Raw genomic sequence first — 18,500 nt, 5'->3', positions numbered from 1 at the left:
GGTTGTTCTTCCACCAGTCGCGGAAGGTGTGGGTGGGGAGGGTGGGGAGGTCGCGGGTGTGGGTCCAGTTTTTGCCGGGTCCGGGGAGTCGGGTGGGGTGGAGGTGTCGGGTGCGGGTGGCGAGGTTCTGGGCCTGCTTCATGAGGGTGGGGTGGTCGAGTGTCCAGCGGGCGGCGCGCATGGCGGCGCGTTCGGTGGTGTGGCCGCGTGCGGGTTTGATCGTGACTTTTTTGCCGTTGGTGGTGGTGGGTCCGCCTTGGGTGGTGCGTTCGCGGAGGTGGGTGAGGATTTCGGGGATGTTGATGGCGACGGGGCAGACGGTGTAGCAGGCGCCGCAGAGGGTGGAGGCGTAGGGGAGTGAGGCGTCGAGTTCTGTTTGGGTGCCTCGGAGTTGGGGGGTGAGGATGGCGCCGATGGGGCCGGGGTAGGCGGAGCCGTAGGCGTGGCCGCCGGCGCGTTCGTAGACGGGGCAGACGTTGAGGCAGGCGGAGCAGCGGATGCAGCGCAGGGCGTGGCGGCCGGTGGTGTCGGCGAGGGTGTCGGTGCGTCCGTTGTCGAGCAGGACGAGGTGGAAGGTGGTGGGGCCGTCGCCGGGTGTGGTGCCGGTGAACAGGGTGGTGTAGGGGTTCATGCGCTCCGCGGTGGAGGAGCGGGGGAGGGTCTGGAGGAAGATTTCCAGGTCTTGGAAGGTGGGGATGACCTTTTCGATGCCCACGACCGAGATGAGGGTGTCGGGCAGGGTGAGGCACATGCGTCCGTTGCCTTCGGATTCGACGACGACGAGGGTGCCGGTGTCGGCGATCATGAAGTTGGCGCCGGAGACGGCGACCTTGGCGCGGAGGAATTTTTCGCGGAGGTGGAGGCGGGCGGCTTCGGCGAGGTCTGCGGGGGTGTCGGAGAGTTGTTCGGGGGCGGGGCGGCCCCAGTCGGCCATGTTGGCGCGGAAGATGTCGCGGATCTGGTGGCGGTTTTTGTGGATGGCGGGGACGAGGATGTGGGAGGGCTGGTCGTCTCCGAGCTGGACGATGAGTTCGGCGAGGTCGGTCTCGTAGGCGGTGATCCCGGCCTGGGCGAGGGCGGTGTTGAGGCCGATTTCCTGGGTGGCCATGGATTTGACTTTGACGACGTCGGTTTCGCCGGTGGCACGGATGAGCTGGGTGACGATGTGGTTGGCGTCGTCGGCGTCGGTGGCCCAGTGGACGGTGCCGCCGGCGGCGGTGACGCTGGCCTCCAGTTGGAGGAGGTAGTGGTCGAGGTGGCGCAGGGTGTGGTCCTTGACCGCGGCGCCGGCGGCCCGTAGTTGCGGCCAGTCCTCGAGTTCGCCGATCGCCTTGGCCCGCTTGTCGCGGATCGTATGCGTGGCGTGGGTGAGGTTCGCGCGGAGTTGGGTGTCCTTGGTGGAGGCCGCGGCGGCCTTCGGGAACGACGGCAGACCCAGATACGTACCACTCATCGGACCACTCCTGGCCGGTAGGGGCGTTCTTCGGTCGACGCGAGGATCTCCGCGAGGTGCACGGCGCGCAGGCCGGAGCCTTCCCGCCGTAGCAGTCCGCCCAGGTGCATCAGGCAGGAGTTGTCCGCGCCGCACAGCACCTCGGCTCCCGTGTCCTCGGCGTGCCGCACCTTGTCCTCACCCATGGCAACGGATACGTCGGGGTTCTTCACGGCGAAGGTGCCGCCGAAGCCGCAGCACTCCTCCGCGCCCTCCAACTCCCGCAGCTCCAGCCCCCGTACGGCCTCCAGCAGCCGGCGCGGCCTGTCGCCGAGCCCCAGCATCCGCAGGCCGTGGCAGGAGGGGTGGTAGGTGACGGTGTGCGGGAAGTACGCGCCCACGTCCGTCACCCCCAGTACGTCCACCAGGAATTCGGTCAACTCGTACGTCTTCGGCACGGAGGCGGCGGCTGCCTCCGTGAGCCCGCGGTCGCGGCCTTCCGCCGCCGCCTTCGCGGCGATCCGCGGGTAGTTGTCCCGCACCATGGCGGCGCACGAACCGGACGGCGTGACCACATGGTCGTATTCGGCGAACGCGGCGGCGTACCTGCGGACCAGCGGCTCGGTCTCGTGCCGGTAACCGGTGTTGAAGTGCGCCTGCCCGCAACAGGACTGCTCCATCGGGAAGTCGACCTCGACGCCCAGCCGCTCCAGCAGCGCGACGACCGCCCGGCCCGTGTCCGGGTACAGCAGATCGTTCACGCATGTCACAAACAGAGCTACGCGCATGGCACCTCCGCGCTGTGCGGCGGGCGTACCTGCGACTGACGATGACCCATGGCGTCATACTGCCGCAACGGCGTGACGCGGGGAAGAAGACATCCGATGTTTCTTGTCGGCTCACGCGCCGAAAGCCGGACGCGGCCGCCGCAACGCGGAGCGCCGCCCCTCCCGGGACGGGGAGGGACGGCGCTCGCGTACGCGGTCGGTCAGATCAGCCAGCCGAGGAAGTGGAGGACTCCGGCGAGCAGGCTGGTGACTACGTTCATGGGGTGTATCTCCTTGCGCTGTGCATGTGAGTGTGGGACCAACTCTCCGGCACGGAAAGGGACTTCGGCCGGAGCCGCGATGACGTTCCGAAGTCCGCCGCTCGCGTTCGGTAAGCATCACCCGTCTCGTGGGCCCCATGGGGCGACTCGCGTTCAGTGCACGCGTTCGAGCGAACGCTCGCTCGTGGGTTCGGCTGTTCGGTCGACGCCGGCGAGATACGCGCGGACCTCGCGGACGGCGCTGCGCCCGGCCCGGTTGGCGCCGATGGTGCTCGCCGACGGGCCGTATCCCACCAGGTGGATCCGCGGGTCCTTCGCCACCCGGGTGCCGTCGAGCCGGACGCCGCCACCGGGCTCGCGCAGCTTCAACGGCGCCAGGTGGTCCAGGGCCGCGCGGAAGCCCGTCGCCCACAGGATGACGTCGGCGTTCAGGGTGCGGCCGTCCGCCCAGGCGACGCCGTGCGGAGTGATCCGGTCGAAGACCGGCTCGGGCCGCAGGATGCCGCGCTCCTGCGCCGCGCGGATCGCGTCGGTCGCGGCGAGGCCCGTCACACTGACGACGCTCTGCGGCGGCAGTCCCTGCCGGACCCGCTCCTCCACCAGCGCGACCGCCGACCGGCCCCACTCCTCCGTGAAGGGTGTGCTGCGGAAGACCGGCGGACGCCGGGTCAGCCAGGTGGTGCGGGCGACCTCCGCCAGCTCCATCAGCAGTTGCACCGCCGATGTGCCGCCGCCCACCACCAGGACGTGCTTTCCGGCGAATTCGGCGGACCCGCGGTAGTCGGCGGTGTGCAACTGCCGTCCCAGGAAGGTCTCCTGGCCCGGGTAGTACGGCAGGAACGGCCGGTCCCAGGTGCCCGTCGCATTGATCAGCGTCCGCGCCGACCACACACCCGCGTCGGTCTCCACCCGCAGCCGGCCGCCGGTCCCCTCCCGTACGGCGGTGACGTCCACGGGCCGCCGCACCCGCAGATCGAAGGCACGCTCGTAGCGCGCGAAGTACTCGCCGACCACCTCGGCGGACGGCCGGTCGGGATCGGCGTCGCCCAGCGGCATGCCCGGCAGTTCGTGCACGCGGTGCGCCTTGCCGTAGGTGAGCGACGACCAGCGGAACTGCCAGGCGCCGCCGGCGCCGGGGGAGTGGTCGAGGACGACGAAGTCCGTACCGGCCCGCATTCCGGCGCGGCGCAGGAAATATGCGGCGGACAGACCCGCCTGGCCCGCGCCGATCACGGCCGTCTCCACGTCCCGCACCGCACCCAAGTCGTTCATGTCTGTACGAACGGCGGCCAGGGGTGAAAGCTTCCCTTCCCTGGGACGGCGTACCAAGGATCGCCCGGGGTCCCGCCGCTCAGCTCGCCGACGAGTGGCTGACCCGCTCGGGCGCGGCGGGCATCCGCGGCTCCGACGCCCAGCGCCGCAGCCGGGCGACCCGCTCGGCCGCCTCCTCCAGCCGGGCGAGCGGCAGATCGCCGTCGGTGACCGCGCGGGCCGCCGCCGTATGGATGGCGGTGTGCACGCCCGCACCGCTGGCCGGGCCGAGGCGGACGAGGTCGACCCCGGCGATCCAGGCGAGCACGGCGGCGCCCGGTACGCCCCAGCCGTCCACGATCGACGGCGCGTCCAGGGTGTCGCTGACCACGACACCGCCGTAGCCGAGTTCGCCGCGCAGGATGCCGGTGACGGCGGGGCCGCTGAGGGTGGCGGGCAGGCCGCCGTCGCCGGGGACGGGGGAGTGCCCCGCGGTGATCGCGCGGACCCCCGCCGCGGCGCCCTCGGCGAACGGCCGCAGGCTGCCGGTGCCGGTGAACGGCCCCAGGGCGGCGGCCACTCCATGCGTCTGGAGGTCGGTCACGAAGACCCGGGTCTCGTCGGCGCGCACGCCCGGGCGTACGGCCAGATGGAGATTGGCGCCCGCTTCCACGAGTTCGGCCGCCGCGGCGTTGCCGCCGCCCGGCCGGTGCGGGCCCGGGTGTCCGGTGAGCGCGTCGGGGACCGACGCGCGCAGCGTCTCGGACGCGGTGCGGGCCGCCTCGCCCCTGGCGTGCACGGCCACACCCGGGGTGCCGCGTTCCAGGCCGCGCAGGATCCAGTCGGGGAGTCTCCCGTCCGCGCTGTCGACGGCGGGCAGCAGGCACGAGTCGACGAGCACGGCGAGCCGGTGCGACGCGTTCACGCGGTGGTCCCCCTTCGGGGAGCGACAGTGGGAGATATCCCGAGGCCCGGTGAATGGTACAGACCAATGCCCCGGCCGGGCAATCACCCGTGGTCCGGCGGGCGTCGGGCGGCGCCCGCCAGGCCGGGCCAGGCCCGGCCTGGTCGGGGCCGATCGGTCACGGACCGACCGGCCCCGCCGTCCCCGCCGCTCCGGCCCGAGCCTCAGCGACCGCCGGACAGCAGCAGCGGCGCCCCGCCGGGAGCGGACGGCGGACGCCCGTTGGCCGCGGGCACACCGGCCAACGGCGACGTCCGCGCCTCCAGCAGGCCGCGCGCCGCCAGCTCCGGCATCACGCCCTCGCCGAACCAGTACGCCTCCTCCAGGTGCGGATAGCCGGACAGGATGAAGTGGTCGATGCCCAGCGCGTGATACTCCTCGATCCGGTCGGCGACATCCGCGTGACTGCCCACCAGGGCCGTACCGGCGCCGCCGCGCACCAGCCCGACGCCCGCCCACAGATTCGGCGAGATCTCCAGCTTGTCCCGCTGCCCGCCGTGCAGCGCCAGCATCCGCTGCTGGCCCACCGATTCGCTGCGGCCGAGCGCCTGCTGCGCGGCTGCCACGGTGTCCTCGTCGAGGTCGGCGAGCAGCCGCTCCGCCGTCGTCCACGCCTCGCCCGCCGAGTCCCGCGCGATCACGTGCAGCCGGATGCCGAACCGTACGGTCCTGCCCTCAGCCTCCGCGAGCGAGCGGATCCACTCGATCTTCTTCCGTACCTGCTCCGGCGGTTCGCCCCAGGTCAGATACACATCGGCGTGCCGGGCGGCGACCGGACCCGCGGCCGGCGACGAACCGCCGAAGAAGATCTCGGGGCGCGGTTCCGGCGGCAGCGCCACCAGACCGCCCGCCACCTGGAAGTGCTCGCCCTCGAAGTCGAACGGCTTGCCCTCCCACACCCCGCGCACCACCGAGAGGAATTCCGCGGTGCGGGCGTAGCGGCTGTCGTGGTCCAGGCGGTCGCCGTACCGCTTCTGTTCCGTGGAGTCGCCGCCGGTCACCACATTGAGCAGCAGCCGCCCCCGGCTGATCCGCTGGTACGTGGCCGCCATCTGGGCCGCGAGCACCGGCGAGATCACCCCGGGCCGGAAGGCGACCAGGAACTTCAGCCGCTCGGTGTGCTGGGTCAGCGCCAGCGTCGTCAGCCACGCGTCCTCGCACCAGGTGCCGGTCGGCGTGAGCACGCCCTCGAAGCCCAACTGGTCGGCGGCGCGGGCGATCTGGGCCAGGTATTCGATGTCGGGCGCGCGGATGCCGGAGACCGGGGTGATCCGGGAGCGCTTCACCCCGCCGTCGGTGTAGGCGTGCCGGTCGACCAGGGTGCGGCCGTCGCCGCCGGTGGGGAGGAACCAGTGCAGATGTACGGACATCGGTCGGACGCCTTTCGGTAGGCGCAGAAGGGCGCGGGGCGGGAACACCGCACGAAGCGGGGCGGGAACACCGCACGAAAAGGGAGCAATCGCTGAGAAAGCTGCGAGGAAGGGCGCGAGGGGTCAGCGGAGCGGGAGGACGCGGCGCGAAGCCGTCAGCGGCCGCGGCAACACGCGGCCGAGGCCACCCGCAGCAGGTCGATGTGACCACGCGAGGTGAGCAGACAGGGTCGCGGCATACCGGCGACGGTAGCCACGCGTCCGCCGGACGGTCAATGCCGTCTCACGTCGCGGATGGTGAGTGACCATGGACGTATGGCCGACCACCTCACCTCACGTGTCCTCGACATCGCCACCGGCTCCACCGAGACCGTCCACGACCTGACGGACGCCTGCGCGTCCTTCCTGCGCGAGGCCGCCGCGGGCCGTGACGGGCTGCTCAACGTCTTCGTCCCGCACGCCACCGCCGGAGTCGCCGTCATCGAGACCGGCGCGGGCAGCGACGACGACCTGCTCGCCGCGCTGCGCGACCTGCTCCCCGCCGACGACCGCTGGCGGCACCGGCACGGCAGCCGCGGTCACGGCCGTGACCACGTGCTTCCCGCCTTCGTGCCGCCGCACGCCACACTGCCGGTGCTGGCCGGCCGGCTGGAGCTGGGCACCTGGCAGTCGGTCGTCCTGGTGGACACCAACGTCGACAATCCGCACCGGCAGGTCAGACTGAGCTTTCTGGGCTGACCGGAATTTCCCGAGAAGTATCGTCCGCACCACTCATATCCGCCGTAAAAGGTGGATATGAGGGGTGCGGTTTCTCGTATACGAGATGATTCCGAGGCGCCGTCGCTCGTTGTTGTGCCGCCCTCACCTGGGGTGTTGACCTTTGGTCAGGTAATGGTGAAAACTCAGGGCGCTAATACGGGGCAAGTAATATACGAGGGCGGTAAAACGCGGTGCGGCGGCGACGATTCCTGGGCTTAGCGGCGTTCGGCGGCTCGATGGCACTGGCGGTGTCCACACTCGGCGGGTGCGGCACCACCTCGCCGTCGAACAAGGACATCACCTTGCACGTGGTCGCCACCGACTACAGCGGCTTGAAGACCGCGAGTCCGGTGGCCCAGACCTGGAACAGCCTGGCCCGTTCCTTCGAGGAGCGGAATCCGCACATCACGATCGATGTGCAGTTCGTACCTGTGGTGAGCGCGGACACCGAGGTCGCGACCATGGTCAGGGACGGCAGGGCGCCCGACCTCGCACAGCTGGACTCCTACAGTCCCTTCATCGCGGACAACGACCTGTACAGCGCGGACGACCTGTTCCCGATCAGCATGCAGTCGGCGTTCATCCCGTCGCTGGTCGACGCCGGTTCCGTGGACCGGGTCCAGTACGGCATCCCGTGGGTCGCCTCCACCCGCATGTTCTTCTACAACAAGAAGCTCTTCGCCCAGGCGGGGATCAAGCACGCCCCGGAGAGCTGGGACGACGTGCGGCGGGACGCGGTCAAGCTCAAGGACAACGGCGTCAAGGTCCCGGTGGGACTGCCGCTCGGCCCGCAGGAGGCCGAGGCCGAGACGATGATGTGGATGCTCGGGGACGACGGCGGCTACACCGACAGCGTCGGCTCCTACAGCCTGGACTCGGTGCGCAATGTGGACGCCTTCAGCTGGCTGAAGAAGAATCTCGTCGAACCCGGGCTCGTCGGGCCCAAGGACCCGGCGAAGACCAGTGTCAGCGACGCTTTCAGCGACTTCCTCGCCGGCCGGACCGGCATGCTCGACGGCCATCTGACGCTGCTTCCCTCGGCGAAGGCGGCCGGTATCGACGTCGGAGTGGTGCCGCTGCCCGGCAAGACGGGTCCCAGCTCGCAGGCGCTCGCCAACGCCGACTGGATGATGGCGTTCCGGCAGAACGGCCACCGCGACGCGGACGCCAAGTTCCTGCAGTACATATACAGCGAAGCGAATTTGTTGAAATTCCAACAGGAGTACAAGCTGCTCCCGGTCACCGTGGAAGTCGCCGAAGCGGTGCGCACCAATCCGGAGTACCGCGATCTGGTTCCCTTCCTGGACCTGCTGTCGGACGCGGCCTTCTATCCGGTCGACAAACCGTCCTGGGGTCCGGTCAGCGCCGCGCTCAAGAAGGCCATAGGGCAGGCCGTGCACGGCGATCCGAAGGCGATACTCGTCGGCCTCCAGCGTGACGCCCAGATGCGCGACAAGCAGCACTGAGCGCGGTTACCGGCACTGAGCGCGGTTACCGGCACTGATCCGGCCACCGGCGCCGACCCCGGTCACGGGTCACGCCCCGAGGACCTCCGCCAGGTCGTAGCCCACCGGCTCCTCCAACTGCGCGTACGTGCAGCCGTCGGGCTCGCGGTCCGGCCGCCAGCGGCGGAACTGCGCGGTGTGCCGGAACCGGTCGCCCTGCATGTGGTCGTAGGCCACCTCGACCACCCGCTCGGGGCGCAGCGGGAGCCACGAAAGATCCTTCTTGCCCGTCCACCGGCTCGGGCCGCCGGGCAGCCGCCCCTCGGCCTGCGCCTCCTGGCTGGTCCACTCCTGCCACGGGTGGCCCTCGACGGAGTCCATCCGCAGCGGCGCCAGCTCCGTCATCAGCTCCTCGCGGCGCCGCATCGGGAAGGACGCGCAGACGCCGACGTGCTGCAGACGCCCGTCGGCGTCGTACAGGCCGAGCAGCAGCGAACCCACCACCGGGCCGCTCTTGTGCAGCCGCATCCCGGCCAGCACGCAGTCCGCGGTGCGCTCGTGCTTGACCTTGACCATGACGCGTTCGTTCGGCCGGTACGGCAGATCGAGGGGTTTGGCGACGACGCCGTCCAGACCCGCGCCCTCGAACCGGCCGAACCACTCCTTGGCCGTCTCGATGTCCAGCGTCGCCGGCGCCGTGTGCACCGGGGCGCCCGCCCCGCGCAGCGCCGCCACCAGCGCCTCCCGCCGCTCGCGCTGCGGCACGTCGAGCAGCGAGGCGTCCCCCAGCGCCAGCAGGTCGAAGGCCACGAAGGACGCGGGCGTCACCTCCGCCAGATGGCGCACCCGCGAATCGGCCGGGTGAATACGTTCCAGCAGCGCGTCGAAGTCCAGCCGGCCGTCCCGCGCGATGACGATCTCGCCGTCCAGGACGCAGCGCTGCGGGATCCGCTCCCGCAGCGCCGCGACCACCTCGGGGAAGTACCGGGTCAGCGGCTTGCCCGAGCGGCTGCCCAGCTCGATCTCGTCGCCGTCGCGGAAGACGATCGCGCGGAAACCGTCCCACTTGGCCTCGTAGAGCATGCCGGGCGGGACGGCGGCTGCGGACTTCGCCAGCATCGGCCGCACAGGGGGCATCACCGGAAGGTCCATGCGGCAAATTGTGCTCGGCCCGGGCCCGGCGCGCCCGCCGACGGGCGGCGCCGGTCCGTACGGCCTAGCGTGGACGCATGGCCGAGACGCTGGAACTGACCGTCGGCGAGCGGGTCGTGCGGGTGTCCCATCCGGACAAGGTGTACTTCCCGCGGCGCGGATTCACCAAGGCCGACCTGGTCACCTACTACCTGACCGTCGGCGACGGCATCCTGCGCGCGGTCCGCGACCGGCCGACCACCCTGGAGCGCTACATCCACGGCGTGGAGGGCGACTCCTTCTTCCAGAAGCGGGCGCCGAAGAATCTGCCCGACTGGATCCCGACCGCGCGGATCGCCTTCCCCAGCGGCCGCTACGCCGACGAGATCTGCCCCACCGAGACCGCTGCCGTGCTGTGGGCGGCGAATCTCGGCACCTTCACCTTCCACCCCTGGCCGGTGCGGCGCGCCGACACCGACAGCCCCGACGAGCTGCGCATCGACCTCGACCCGCAGCCGGGCACCGACTACGCCGACGCGGTGCACGCGGCGCAGGTGCTGCGCGAGGTCCTGGACGGGCTCGGCCTGACGGGCTGGCCGAAGACCTCCGGCGGACGCGGCCTGCACGTCTTCGTGCCCATCGCCCCCGAGTGGACCTTCACCCAGGTGCGGCGCGCGGCCATCGCCATCGGGCGCGAGCTGGAACGGCGGGAGCCGGACCGGATCACCACCGCCTGGTGGAAGGAGGAGCGCGGCGAGCGGATCTTCGTCGACTACAACCAGACCGCCCGCGACCGCACGATCGCCAGCGCCTACTCCGTACGGCCCTTCCCGCACGCACCCGTCTCCGCGCCGCTGCGCTGGGACGAGGTGGGCAGCGCGGTCCCCGAGGACTTCGACCTGGGCACCATGCCCGGGCGCTACGCCGAGGTCGGCGATGTGCACGCCGACATGGACGAGCACGCCTTCCGGCTGGAGGCCGCGCTGGAACTCGCCGACCGCGACGAGCGCGAGCACGGCCTCGGAGACCTGCCCTACCCGCCGGAGCACCCCAAGATGGCGGGCGAGCCGAAGCGGGTGCAGCCCAGCCGCGCGAAGAAGGAGACGGCGGCCGGCGAGGACGCCTAGGGCGTGTCCGCAATGTCGCGCCTGGCCGGCGGCGCCTGGCACGCACGCTCGCTGCGTTGTCGGGCTCGTCCGAGTAGGCCCACTACGAGGACGACCCTCCGCCTTGCGATCGCACGCACCAGACACCGTCGGCCCCGCCCTGCGGGCGGACGCCGCGACATCGCGGACACGCCCTAGCCCGGGGAAAGCAGCCGCGGCTCAGTCGAAGGTCTCCACGTACTCCTCGGTCGGCCCCAGCTCCGGCCGGTCGCGCAGCTCGATCCGCTCGCCGAAGCGCTCCAGCTCCAGCACGGTGACGGTGTTGTCGCCGGCGGCCAGCAGCGGGGCGGGCACATACAGCGTGACCTGCGGGCCGATCTCCCAATAACGGCCGAGCAGGGAGCCGTTGACCCAGACGAAGCCCTTGGCGAAGCCGGGGAGGGCGAGGAACGTGTCGGCGGGGGAGTCGACGGTGAAGCCCGCCGTCGCGAAACCCGCCTCGCCGGAGGGCGCGGCGCGGGACGGCGCACGGGCGACGTCCGCGGCGGACCACAGGTCCAGCGGCAGGCCGTGCGCGGTCCAGGTGTGCACCAGGCGGCGCTCGACACGGACCCCGCCGAGGATGCCCTTGCCCTGGCCGAGCAGCGGACCGTAATTGATCCGGCCCTGGTTCTCCACCAGCAGATCGAGCCCGACGGGCGCGCCCTCGCCCTGGACGGTCAGCACGCCGTCCTCCCGGTCGAGCACGCCCGCAGGCACACCGTCGAGGAACACCTGAGCCCGGTCGTGCAGCCCGGTGACGGTCAACTCCTGCGGCCCGCGCGGCAGTCGGGGCCGCGCTCGGTACAGCACCAGGCCGGACGGCTGCTCCAGCTCCTCGAAGGTCGGCGGATGCGGCGAGGCGACCGGCGGCGCCATCGCGGTCAGCGCGCCGAGCAGCCCGGCACCCCTGACCACCCGAAGCGACCGGGGCGCGAGCATCGGCGCGGCCGCGGGCAGCGGCCGTACGCGGGAGGCGTCGCGGCCGTCCGCCGCGAGCAGCCGGTCGCGCAGCGCGAAGAACTTCGGTGTGGGCGCGCCGTGTTCGGCGATCGGCGCGTCCGAGTCGTAGCTGGTCACCGTCGGCTGGAGCCGGTCGCCGTCGTGGTTGGCGCCCGCCCACAGACCGGAATTGCTGCCGCCGTGCGCCATGTAGATGCTCACCGAGCCGCCCGCGTCCAGGATCTCGCCGAGTGTCTGCGCCGCGCTGTCGACACCGCGGACATGGTGCCGCTCGCCCCAGTGGTCGAACCAGCCGTTCCAGAACTCGGCGCACATGAACGGCTCGTCCGGCCTGCGCGAGCGCAGCAGCGCCGCCGCGTCCGCCGCCCGGGAGCCGAAGGTCGCGGTGGTCAGCGTGCCGGGCAGGGTGCCGCCGTCGAGCATCAGCTCGGTGGGTCCGTCGGCGGTGTAGAGCAGTTCGGTGATGCCCCGCCGCCGCAGCGCCTCCCGCACCCACGCCACATACGCGTGGTCGTCGCCGTAACTGCCGTACTCGTTCTCCACCTGCACCGCGACGACCGGCCCGCCGTGCGCGGCCTGGAGCGGGGCGAGCCGGGGCAGCAACACGTCGAACCAGCGCGCCACTTCGTCCAGGAACGGCCGGTGCGAGGAGCGCGGGCGCATACCGGGCATGCCGGTCAGCCAGGCGGGCAGACCGCCGTTGTCCCACTCGGCGCAGATGTACGGGCCGGGCCGCACGATCACGTCGAGGCCGGTGTCCTGGGCGAGCGCGAGAAAGCGCCCGAGGTCGCGGGGGCCGTCGAAGCGCGGCTCCGCGCGCAGCGGCTGGTGGAAATTCCACGGCACATACGTGTCGACGGTGTTGAGCCCCATCGCCGCCAGGCGCTGGAGACGGTCGGCCCACAGCTCGGGATGGACCCGGAAGTAGTGCAGCGACCCGGCCAGGACGCGGTGCGGTCGGCCGCCACGCAGAAAGGAGCCGTCCGCGTACGACAGCAGGGGCGCGGGCCGGCCGGTGCCGTCCGCAGGTGCGGTGGTGCTCGTCAGGGTCACAGCACCGAACTGTGGCACACAATGTTATCGATGCCAATGCTCGGGCCGGCGGTGATACGGGGGCACCCGGCGATCGTCGTGCGGGTCTCGGACCGTCCCCTTTGGGCGGGTGCGACCGCTATCATCGGCGGCAGCTGACCGGCCGGAAGGGACCCATGAAGAACCAGAGCGTGCGCGACGCCTCCCGTCCGCCCGGCATGGCCGATGTCGCCCGGGTCGCCGGGGTCTCCGCACAGACCGTCTCGCGGGCGCTGGCCGGACACCCCAATGTGCAGGAGAAGACCCGCGCCAAGGTGCTCGCCGCCGTCGACCAGCTCGGCTACCGCAAGAACAACGCGGCACGGATGCTGTCCTCCGGCCGCAGCCGCACCATCGGTGTGGTCACGCTCCAGACCAGCTTCTACTCGCGCACCGCCCTGACCCTGGGCATCGAACGCGCCGCCCAGGAAGCCGGATACGCGGTCTCCACCGCCACCACCGCGTCGCTGGACACCTCCGCCATCGAGGCGTCGATGCTGCGGCTGGCCGACCAGCACGTCGAGGGGCTGGTGCTGGCCGTCCCGCTCATCCATGTCAGCCGGCAGATCGAGCAGCTGACCCGCGCGGTGCCCACCATCACCATCGACGGCTCCCGCACCCCGACCACCGAGGTGGTGGCCGTCGACCAGTCGCTCGCTGCGCGGCTGGCCACCCGGCACCTGCTGGACCTCGGGCACGAGACGGTCTGGCACGTCGCGGGGCCCGGCGAGTGGCTGGACGCCGCCAGCCGGGCGCAGGGCTGGCGCGCGGTGCTCGAGGCCGAGGGCCGTACGGTCCCGCCGGAGCTCAAGGGCGACTGGTCGCCCGCCTCCGGCTACCGCAACGGCCTGATCCTGGGCCGGATCCCGGACGTCACCGCCGTGTTCGTGGCCAGTGACGAAATGGCGTTCGGCGTGATCCGGGCCCTGCACGAACTGGGCCGCCGGGTGCCCGAGGACATCTCCGTCGTCGGCGTGGACGACATCGCGCTCGCCGAATACTGCTCGCCGTCGCTGACCACGGTCGCGCAGCCCTTCGCCGAGATGGGCGCGCTCGCGGTGTCGCACCTCATGCGGTACATCGCGGACCCGGACGCGTCACCCGAGCCGGCCTCGGTGGAGCCCACCCTCGTGGTCCGCGCCAGCACCGCGCCCGCCCGCCGCTGACCGGCGGCGATCCCGTACATCTCGCTTGTCGGCCGCTATCACGCGGTCCACACCACGACGTAGGGCCCTGGTGTTATCGATGCCATCGCCGCTACAGTCTCCACCACTCCCGGCTCTCCAAGGCCCTAGGTGGTACAGCAATGACCTCGCGCTCGCCCCGATCACCCCGGCGCGGAAGGCGGCGGCAGCGGTCCGCGACCGCCGCCGCGCTGCTCGCCTCACTCGCCCTGCTGTCGGTCGGCGTCACCCCCGCCCTCGCAGCCGCGCCGCACATCGCGTCGGCCGCCACGGCCGCCGACGCCGGCACCCCGATCGACCCGGCCCAGTACACCCTGGTCCAGGCCGACTCCGAGTCGCCCGCCTACCCCGCGCCGCCGGCCCTGGACGGTACGGCACTCGCCGCGTTCGACAACGACACGGCGACGCAGTGGACGGTCGCCTACGACGTGGTCGGCGGCGTCGGTGTCGCCAAGACCCCGATGCCGCACTGGATCACCCTCGACGTCGGCGGCTCCTTCACCCTCACCGGCCTCGACTACTCGGTGAAGAACCAGGCCAACGGCCCGGTCAAGGACTACCGGGTGTTCGTCACCGACGACGCGGCCACCGCCCGCGACCCCAAGGGCGACTGGGGCGCCCCGGCCGCGACCGGCTCCTTCCACCAGCCGGCCGCCAACGCCGATGTGCAGACCGTCGTCTTCGACAAGCCGGTCACCGGCCGCTATGTGAAGTTCGAGGCCGACAGCGCCGTCAACGGCACCGACAACGCCTCCGCCTCCGAGATACGGGTCCGCGCCACCGGTGACACCACCCCCGCCCCCGTCGACCCGCCGCCCCCGGCCGACCCCGCCACCCCGGTCGAACTGCGGCACGGCGCGCTCACGGTGCGGGTCGCCAAGGAATTCCCGCAGGTCATCTCGTACACGATGAACGGCGGCACGCTCACGGGCCAGGCCGAAGCCCTGCACACCTTCGACATCAACGGCACGGCGCACACCGCGACCACGACGATGTCCGCGCACCGCGACACCGCCACCTACACCTCGACCTTCGCGGACCTGCCCGGCGTCACGATCAGCTCCACGATCGAGGTCACCGCCAAGAAGACCGTCGTCTTCGCGATCCGGAAGATCACCGGCAGCGCCGCCCGCAGCGTCGACCAGCTCTCGGTCCCCGGCCAGTCGCTGCTGTCCGTCGACTCCTCCGACCCGCACGCGAGCCTGGCCCGCACGAAGATCTCCACGGACTCCACGACCACCGCCGACCAGTTCCTGACGATCAGCGCGGCGGCCACGCCCGACAAGGCGTCCGTCGGCACCCCGTACGGCTTCGTCAGCAATTCCACGCTCGCCGGCGGTCTGATCACCGACGCGACCGACGACGCCGCGCAGGACAACAACGACAACGGCAACACCCGGCTCCAGTCGCGGATCGTGGACGCCGGCGGCGGCGCCCGCCGCGCCGAACTGTCCGTCGGCAACTACACCTACGCGCCCAAGGGCGCGACCGACCGGCGGGTCGCCACGTACACGCTGCCGAAGACCACCGTCGTGCTGTCGGGCGACGCCAACGGCGACGGAAAGGTGACATGGGAGGACGGCGCGATCGCCTACCGCGCCGCGATGACGCACCCGCTCGGCGCCGACCGGGTACCCGAACGCGTCGTGCAGCACATCCCGTTCAACTTCGCCAGCCAGGCCACCAACCCGTTCCTGAAGACCCTCGACAACGTCAAGCGGATCTCACTGGCCACCGACGACCTCGGGCAGTGGGTGCTGGAGAAGGGCTACGCCAACGAGGGCCACGACTCGGGGCACCCGGACTACGGCGGCGACTACAACGTACGGGCCGGCGGCCTCACCGACCTCAACAAGCTCGCCTCGGTGGGCGCGGACTACAACTCCGACATCGCCGTCCACGTCAATGTGACCGAGGCGTACCCGCAGGCGAAGCACTTCAGCTCCGGCCTCGTCCAGGGCCAGGTCAACGGCTGGGACTGGCTCAACCAGTCGTACCACATCGACCAGCGCACCGACCTCGGCAGCGGCGCCGTCCTCGACCGGTTCAAGGAGCTGCGCAAGGAAGCGCCCGGCATCAGGACCGTCTACATCGACGCCTACTACTCCAGCGGCTGGCTCGCCGACGAACTGGCCGACCAGCTGCACAAGATGGGCTTCGAGGTCGCCAGCGAGTGGGCCTACAAATTCGAGGGCGACTCCATCTGGTCGCACTGGGCGAGCGACAAGAACTACGGCGGCGCCACCAACAAGGGCATCAACTCCAACATCGTCCGCTTCATCGCCAACTCCGACCGCGACGTGTGGAACGTCGACCCGCTGCTCGGCGGCTCCGACATCAAGGAGTTCGAGGGCTGGACCGGCCAGGACGACTACAACGCCTTCTACCGGAACATCTGGACCGACAATCTGCCGACCAAATTCCTCCAGCACTACCAGCTGACGAACTGGGACTTCGGCAAGAGCGCGGACCTCACCGGCGGCGTCCGGGTCGCGATGGCCGACGGCACCCGGCAGGTCACCATGGGCGGCGCGCTCGTCCTGAACGGCGACAGCTATCTGCTGCCGTGGGGCGAGGCCAAGCACGGCAACGGCACGTCCTCGCCGGGCGACGCCGACAAGATGTACTACTTCAGCGCCTCCGGCGGAGCGCACACCTTCGACCTGACCCGGCAGTTCGGCGGTGAGCGCGACTTCACGCTCTACAGGCTGACCGACCAGGGCCGGGTGAAGGCCGCCGACATCACCGCCACGGGCGGCAAGGTCACCATCAGCGGCGACAAGAACCAGCCGTACGTGCTCGCGCCCCGGCACGGCAGGGCGCCGCACACCGACGTCGACTTCGGGCAGGGCACCGGGCTGGACGACCCCGGCTTCAACGCGGGCGACCTCACCGCCTGGCACCCGACCGGCGGCGCGGCCGTCACCCGCACGGCCATCGGCGACAATGTCGCCCGCCTCGGCACCGCGGCCTCCGGTATCTCCCAGCAGGTCAAGGGGCTCAAGGGCGGAAAGACCTACACCCTGAGCGCCAACGTCGAGATCGCCAAGGGGCAGCGGCGCACCACCACGCTCGCCGTCACCGGTGCCAAGCAGCCCGCGGCGAACAGCTTCGACACCACGCCCGCCGCCAACACGATGGCCTCCGACGCCAAGCAGGGCACGTACTCGCAGCGCGCGTCGGTGACCTTCACCGCGCCGAGCAACGGCAAGGTGACCGTCGCCATCGGCGCCGCCGCGGGCAGCGCGGCCGTCACCCTCGACGACGTCCGCCTCATGGCCGACGCGAAGGTGCCGCTGCCGAAGAAGGCACCCAAGGGAACGGGCACCGTGATCGCCGCCGACGACTTCGAGGGCAATCAGCCCGGCTGGGGCCCCTTCGTCAAGGGCGACGCGGGCGGCAGCACCGACCCGCGCACCAGCATCAGCGACCTGCACGCGCCGTACAGCCAGAAGACCTGGAAGAACACCTACGCGCCCTACAACTCCGGTTCCCTCAAGGGCCAGGCGGTGGACGACGTCATCGGCGGCGACCACTCGCTGAAGGCCCACGAGGAGAATTCGGGCCTGGTGTACCGGACGGTGCCGGCCACCGTGCCCTTCGTGGCGGGCCACCGTTACGCGGTGTCCTTCCGCTACCAGACCAATGTCGAGGGTCAGTGGGCGTGGGTGACCGGCGCCGATGTCGTCGGTGGCGGCAAGGTCACCTCGCGGGACGTGACGCGCGACGTGCTCGCGCCCGCGCTCGACACGACCACCTACTCCAAGGAGATCGTCGCGGGCTGCGGCGACACCTGGGTGGGGCTGCGCAAGCTCGGCGGCGCCAATGGCACCGACTTCGTGCTGGACGACTTCACGGTCACCGACCTGGGCCCGGCCCCGGCGGGACCGGCGTGCGCGAGCGTGACGACGCCGCCGACCGCGGAGCTGAGCCCCGGGGTGGCGAGCGAGTACGTGACGACCTTCACCAACAGCGAGCTGACGGACGCCACCGATGTCGTCCAGCACCTCGACGGTCTGCCCGCCGGGTGGACGGCGACGGTCAAGAGCGAGCACGGCAACAGCTTCGCGACGGTGAGGCCCGGCGCGTCGGTGAGCACCACCTGGCTGCTGACGGCGCCCGCGGGCGCCGCCGGGACGTCGGCCTCGTGGAAGGTCACGGCCGGCTACACCAACGGCGGCGCCGCCAAGTCGGTCTCCGCCGACGCCAAGGCGACCGTCGCCACTCGCGCGGTGCTCTCGCCGGGCTCGATGACGGCCACCGCCGATTCGGAGAATCTCTCCTCCGGCGCGGCGGAAGGCCCGGTCTCCAACGTCCTGGACGGCGACCCCGGCACCATCTGGCACACCGACTACACCGATTCCGAGGCGCCCTACCCGCACTGGGTGACGCTCAAGCTGGGCGGCCCGGCCGACCTCGACGGATTCGGCTACCTCGACCGCCAGACCGGCGGGCCCAACGGCCGGGTGGGCGGCTATGAGGTCGCCGTCTCCGACGACGGCACGACCTGGACGACCGTCGCCCACGGCACCCTGGTCGACTCCCCGTCGGTGCAGGCGATCTCCTTCGGCACGGTCCGCGCCTCCTACGTCCGCTTCACCGCGCTGAACGCGCTCAACGGTCTGCCGTTCGCGGCGGCGGCCGAGATGCGCGCCTACGGAACGTACGCCGACGCGCCGGTGGGCTATCCGCCGGATCCGGCGCGCTGACGTCACGGGGGCCCGCCCTCCGCACCGG

Annotated in this window: 13 protein-coding genes; 5 read left to right on the top strand and 8 right to left on the bottom strand. The window is 71.3% G+C overall.

What is annotated here, in order from left to right; genetic code table 11:
- The 6 genes from BM076_RS27165 to BM076_RS38330 all read right to left on the bottom strand — a co-directional run.
- Positions 1–1,453, bottom strand: a 1,453-nt coding sequence (locus BM076_RS27165) for a lactate utilization protein B (protein WP_093716336.1), incomplete at its 3' end; no start/stop codon positions are given.
- Positions 1,450–2,220 (bottom strand): (Fe-S)-binding protein, encoded by a 771-nt coding sequence (locus tag BM076_RS27160; protein WP_093716335.1) that lies wholly within the window; start codon positions 2,218–2,220, stop codon positions 1,450–1,452. The genes BM076_RS27165 and BM076_RS27160, both read right to left, overlap by 4 nt.
- Positions 2,221–2,633: 413 nt before the next feature.
- Positions 2,634–3,752, bottom strand: a complete 1,119-nt coding sequence (locus BM076_RS27155) for an NAD(P)-binding domain-containing protein (protein WP_093716334.1) — start codon at positions 3,750–3,752, stop codon at positions 2,634–2,636.
- Positions 3,753–3,831: 79 nt separating this feature from the next.
- Entirely contained in the window at positions 3,832–4,656 is an 825-nt protein-coding gene (locus BM076_RS36810; RefSeq protein ID WP_177246633.1) for a glycoside hydrolase family 3 N-terminal domain-containing protein, read from the bottom strand.
- A 203-nt stretch (positions 4,657–4,859) separates the two neighbouring features.
- Positions 4,860–6,065 (bottom strand): LLM class flavin-dependent oxidoreductase, encoded by a 1,206-nt coding sequence (locus tag BM076_RS27145; RefSeq protein ID WP_093716332.1) that lies wholly within the window; start codon positions 6,063–6,065, stop codon positions 4,860–4,862.
- Positions 6,066–6,220: 155 nt separating this feature from the next.
- Positions 6,221–6,304 carry a putative leader peptide gene (locus tag BM076_RS38330; RefSeq protein WP_360721400.1) on the bottom strand — a complete coding sequence of 28 codons (84 nt, stop codon included), beginning with the start codon at positions 6,302–6,304 and terminating at the stop codon, positions 6,221–6,223.
- Positions 6,305–6,380: 76 nt separating this feature from the next.
- On the opposite strand from BM076_RS38330, the gene BM076_RS27140 reads away from it, so the two are divergent.
- The gene (locus tag BM076_RS27140; protein WP_093716331.1) at positions 6,381–6,803 is read left to right on the top strand and encodes a YjbQ family protein; all 423 of its coding nucleotides are present in this window, start codon (positions 6,381–6,383) and stop codon (positions 6,801–6,803) included.
- Between the two features lie 257 nt (positions 6,804–7,060).
- Positions 7,061–8,290, top strand: coding sequence for an extracellular solute-binding protein (locus BM076_RS27135; RefSeq protein ID WP_093716330.1), 1,230 nt, complete (start codon positions 7,061–7,063; stop codon positions 8,288–8,290).
- Positions 8,291–8,359: 69 nt separating this feature from the next.
- Here BM076_RS27135 and BM076_RS27130 read toward each other — a convergent pair whose 3' ends face one another.
- Positions 8,360–9,421 (bottom strand): ATP-dependent DNA ligase, encoded by a 1,062-nt coding sequence (locus BM076_RS27130; RefSeq protein WP_093716329.1) that lies wholly within the window; start codon positions 9,419–9,421, stop codon positions 8,360–8,362.
- 77 nt (positions 9,422–9,498) lie between these two features.
- On the opposite strand from BM076_RS27130, the gene ligD reads away from it, so the two are divergent.
- The gene (gene ligD / locus BM076_RS27125) at positions 9,499–10,527 is read left to right on the top strand and encodes a non-homologous end-joining DNA ligase (RefSeq protein ID WP_093716328.1); all 1,029 of its coding nucleotides are present in this window, start codon (positions 9,499–9,501) and stop codon (positions 10,525–10,527) included.
- Positions 10,528–10,725: 198 nt separating this feature from the next.
- On the opposite strand, the gene BM076_RS27120 is transcribed toward ligD, so the two are convergent.
- Entirely contained in the window at positions 10,726–12,561 is a 1,836-nt protein-coding gene (locus BM076_RS27120) for a glycoside hydrolase family 35 protein (protein ID WP_245796418.1), read from the bottom strand.
- Between the two features lie 155 nt (positions 12,562–12,716).
- On the opposite strand from BM076_RS27120, the gene BM076_RS27115 reads away from it, so the two are divergent.
- Entirely contained in the window at positions 12,717–13,745 is a 1,029-nt protein-coding gene (locus BM076_RS27115; RefSeq protein ID WP_093716327.1) for a LacI family DNA-binding transcriptional regulator, read from the top strand.
- Positions 13,746–13,885: 140 nt separating this feature from the next.
- Positions 13,886–18,472 carry an endo-alpha-N-acetylgalactosaminidase family protein gene (locus BM076_RS27110; protein WP_093716326.1) on the top strand — a complete coding sequence of 1,529 codons (4,587 nt, stop codon included), beginning with the start codon at positions 13,886–13,888 and terminating at the stop codon, positions 18,470–18,472.
- Positions 18,473–18,500: the final 28 nt, after the last annotated feature.

Source organism: Actinacidiphila alni (genome assembly GCF_900112845.1).
In the GTDB taxonomy this organism is placed as follows: Bacteria; Actinomycetota; Actinomycetes; order Streptomycetales; family Streptomycetaceae; genus Actinacidiphila; species Actinacidiphila alni.
This window is presented reverse-complemented; position numbering and strand designations above follow the sequence as displayed.

Coding starts and splice junctions, on each gene's coding strand:
- BM076_RS27160 (WP_093716335.1), bottom strand. CDS start 2,220: ATGCGCGTAGCTCTGTTTGTGACATGCGTGAACGATCTGCTGTACCCG.
- BM076_RS27155 (WP_093716334.1), bottom strand. CDS start 3,752: ATGAACGACTTGGGTGCGGTGCGGGACGTGGAGACGGCCGTGATCGGC.
- BM076_RS27145 (WP_093716332.1), bottom strand. CDS start 6,065: ATGTCCGTACATCTGCACTGGTTCCTCCCCACCGGCGGCGACGGCCGC.
- BM076_RS38330 (WP_360721400.1), bottom strand. CDS start 6,304: ATGCCGCGACCCTGTCTGCTCACCTCGCGTGGTCACATCGACCTGCTG.
- BM076_RS27140 (WP_093716331.1), top strand. CDS start 6,381: ATGGCCGACCACCTCACCTCACGTGTCCTCGACATCGCCACCGGCTCC.
- BM076_RS27135 (WP_093716330.1), top strand. CDS start 7,061: ATGGCACTGGCGGTGTCCACACTCGGCGGGTGCGGCACCACCTCGCCG.
- BM076_RS27130 (WP_093716329.1), bottom strand. CDS start 9,421: ATGGACCTTCCGGTGATGCCCCCTGTGCGGCCGATGCTGGCGAAGTCC.
- ligD (WP_093716328.1), top strand. CDS start 9,499: ATGGCCGAGACGCTGGAACTGACCGTCGGCGAGCGGGTCGTGCGGGTG.
- BM076_RS27115 (WP_093716327.1), top strand. CDS start 12,717: ATGAAGAACCAGAGCGTGCGCGACGCCTCCCGTCCGCCCGGCATGGCC.
- BM076_RS27110 (WP_093716326.1), top strand. CDS start 13,886: ATGACCTCGCGCTCGCCCCGATCACCCCGGCGCGGAAGGCGGCGGCAG.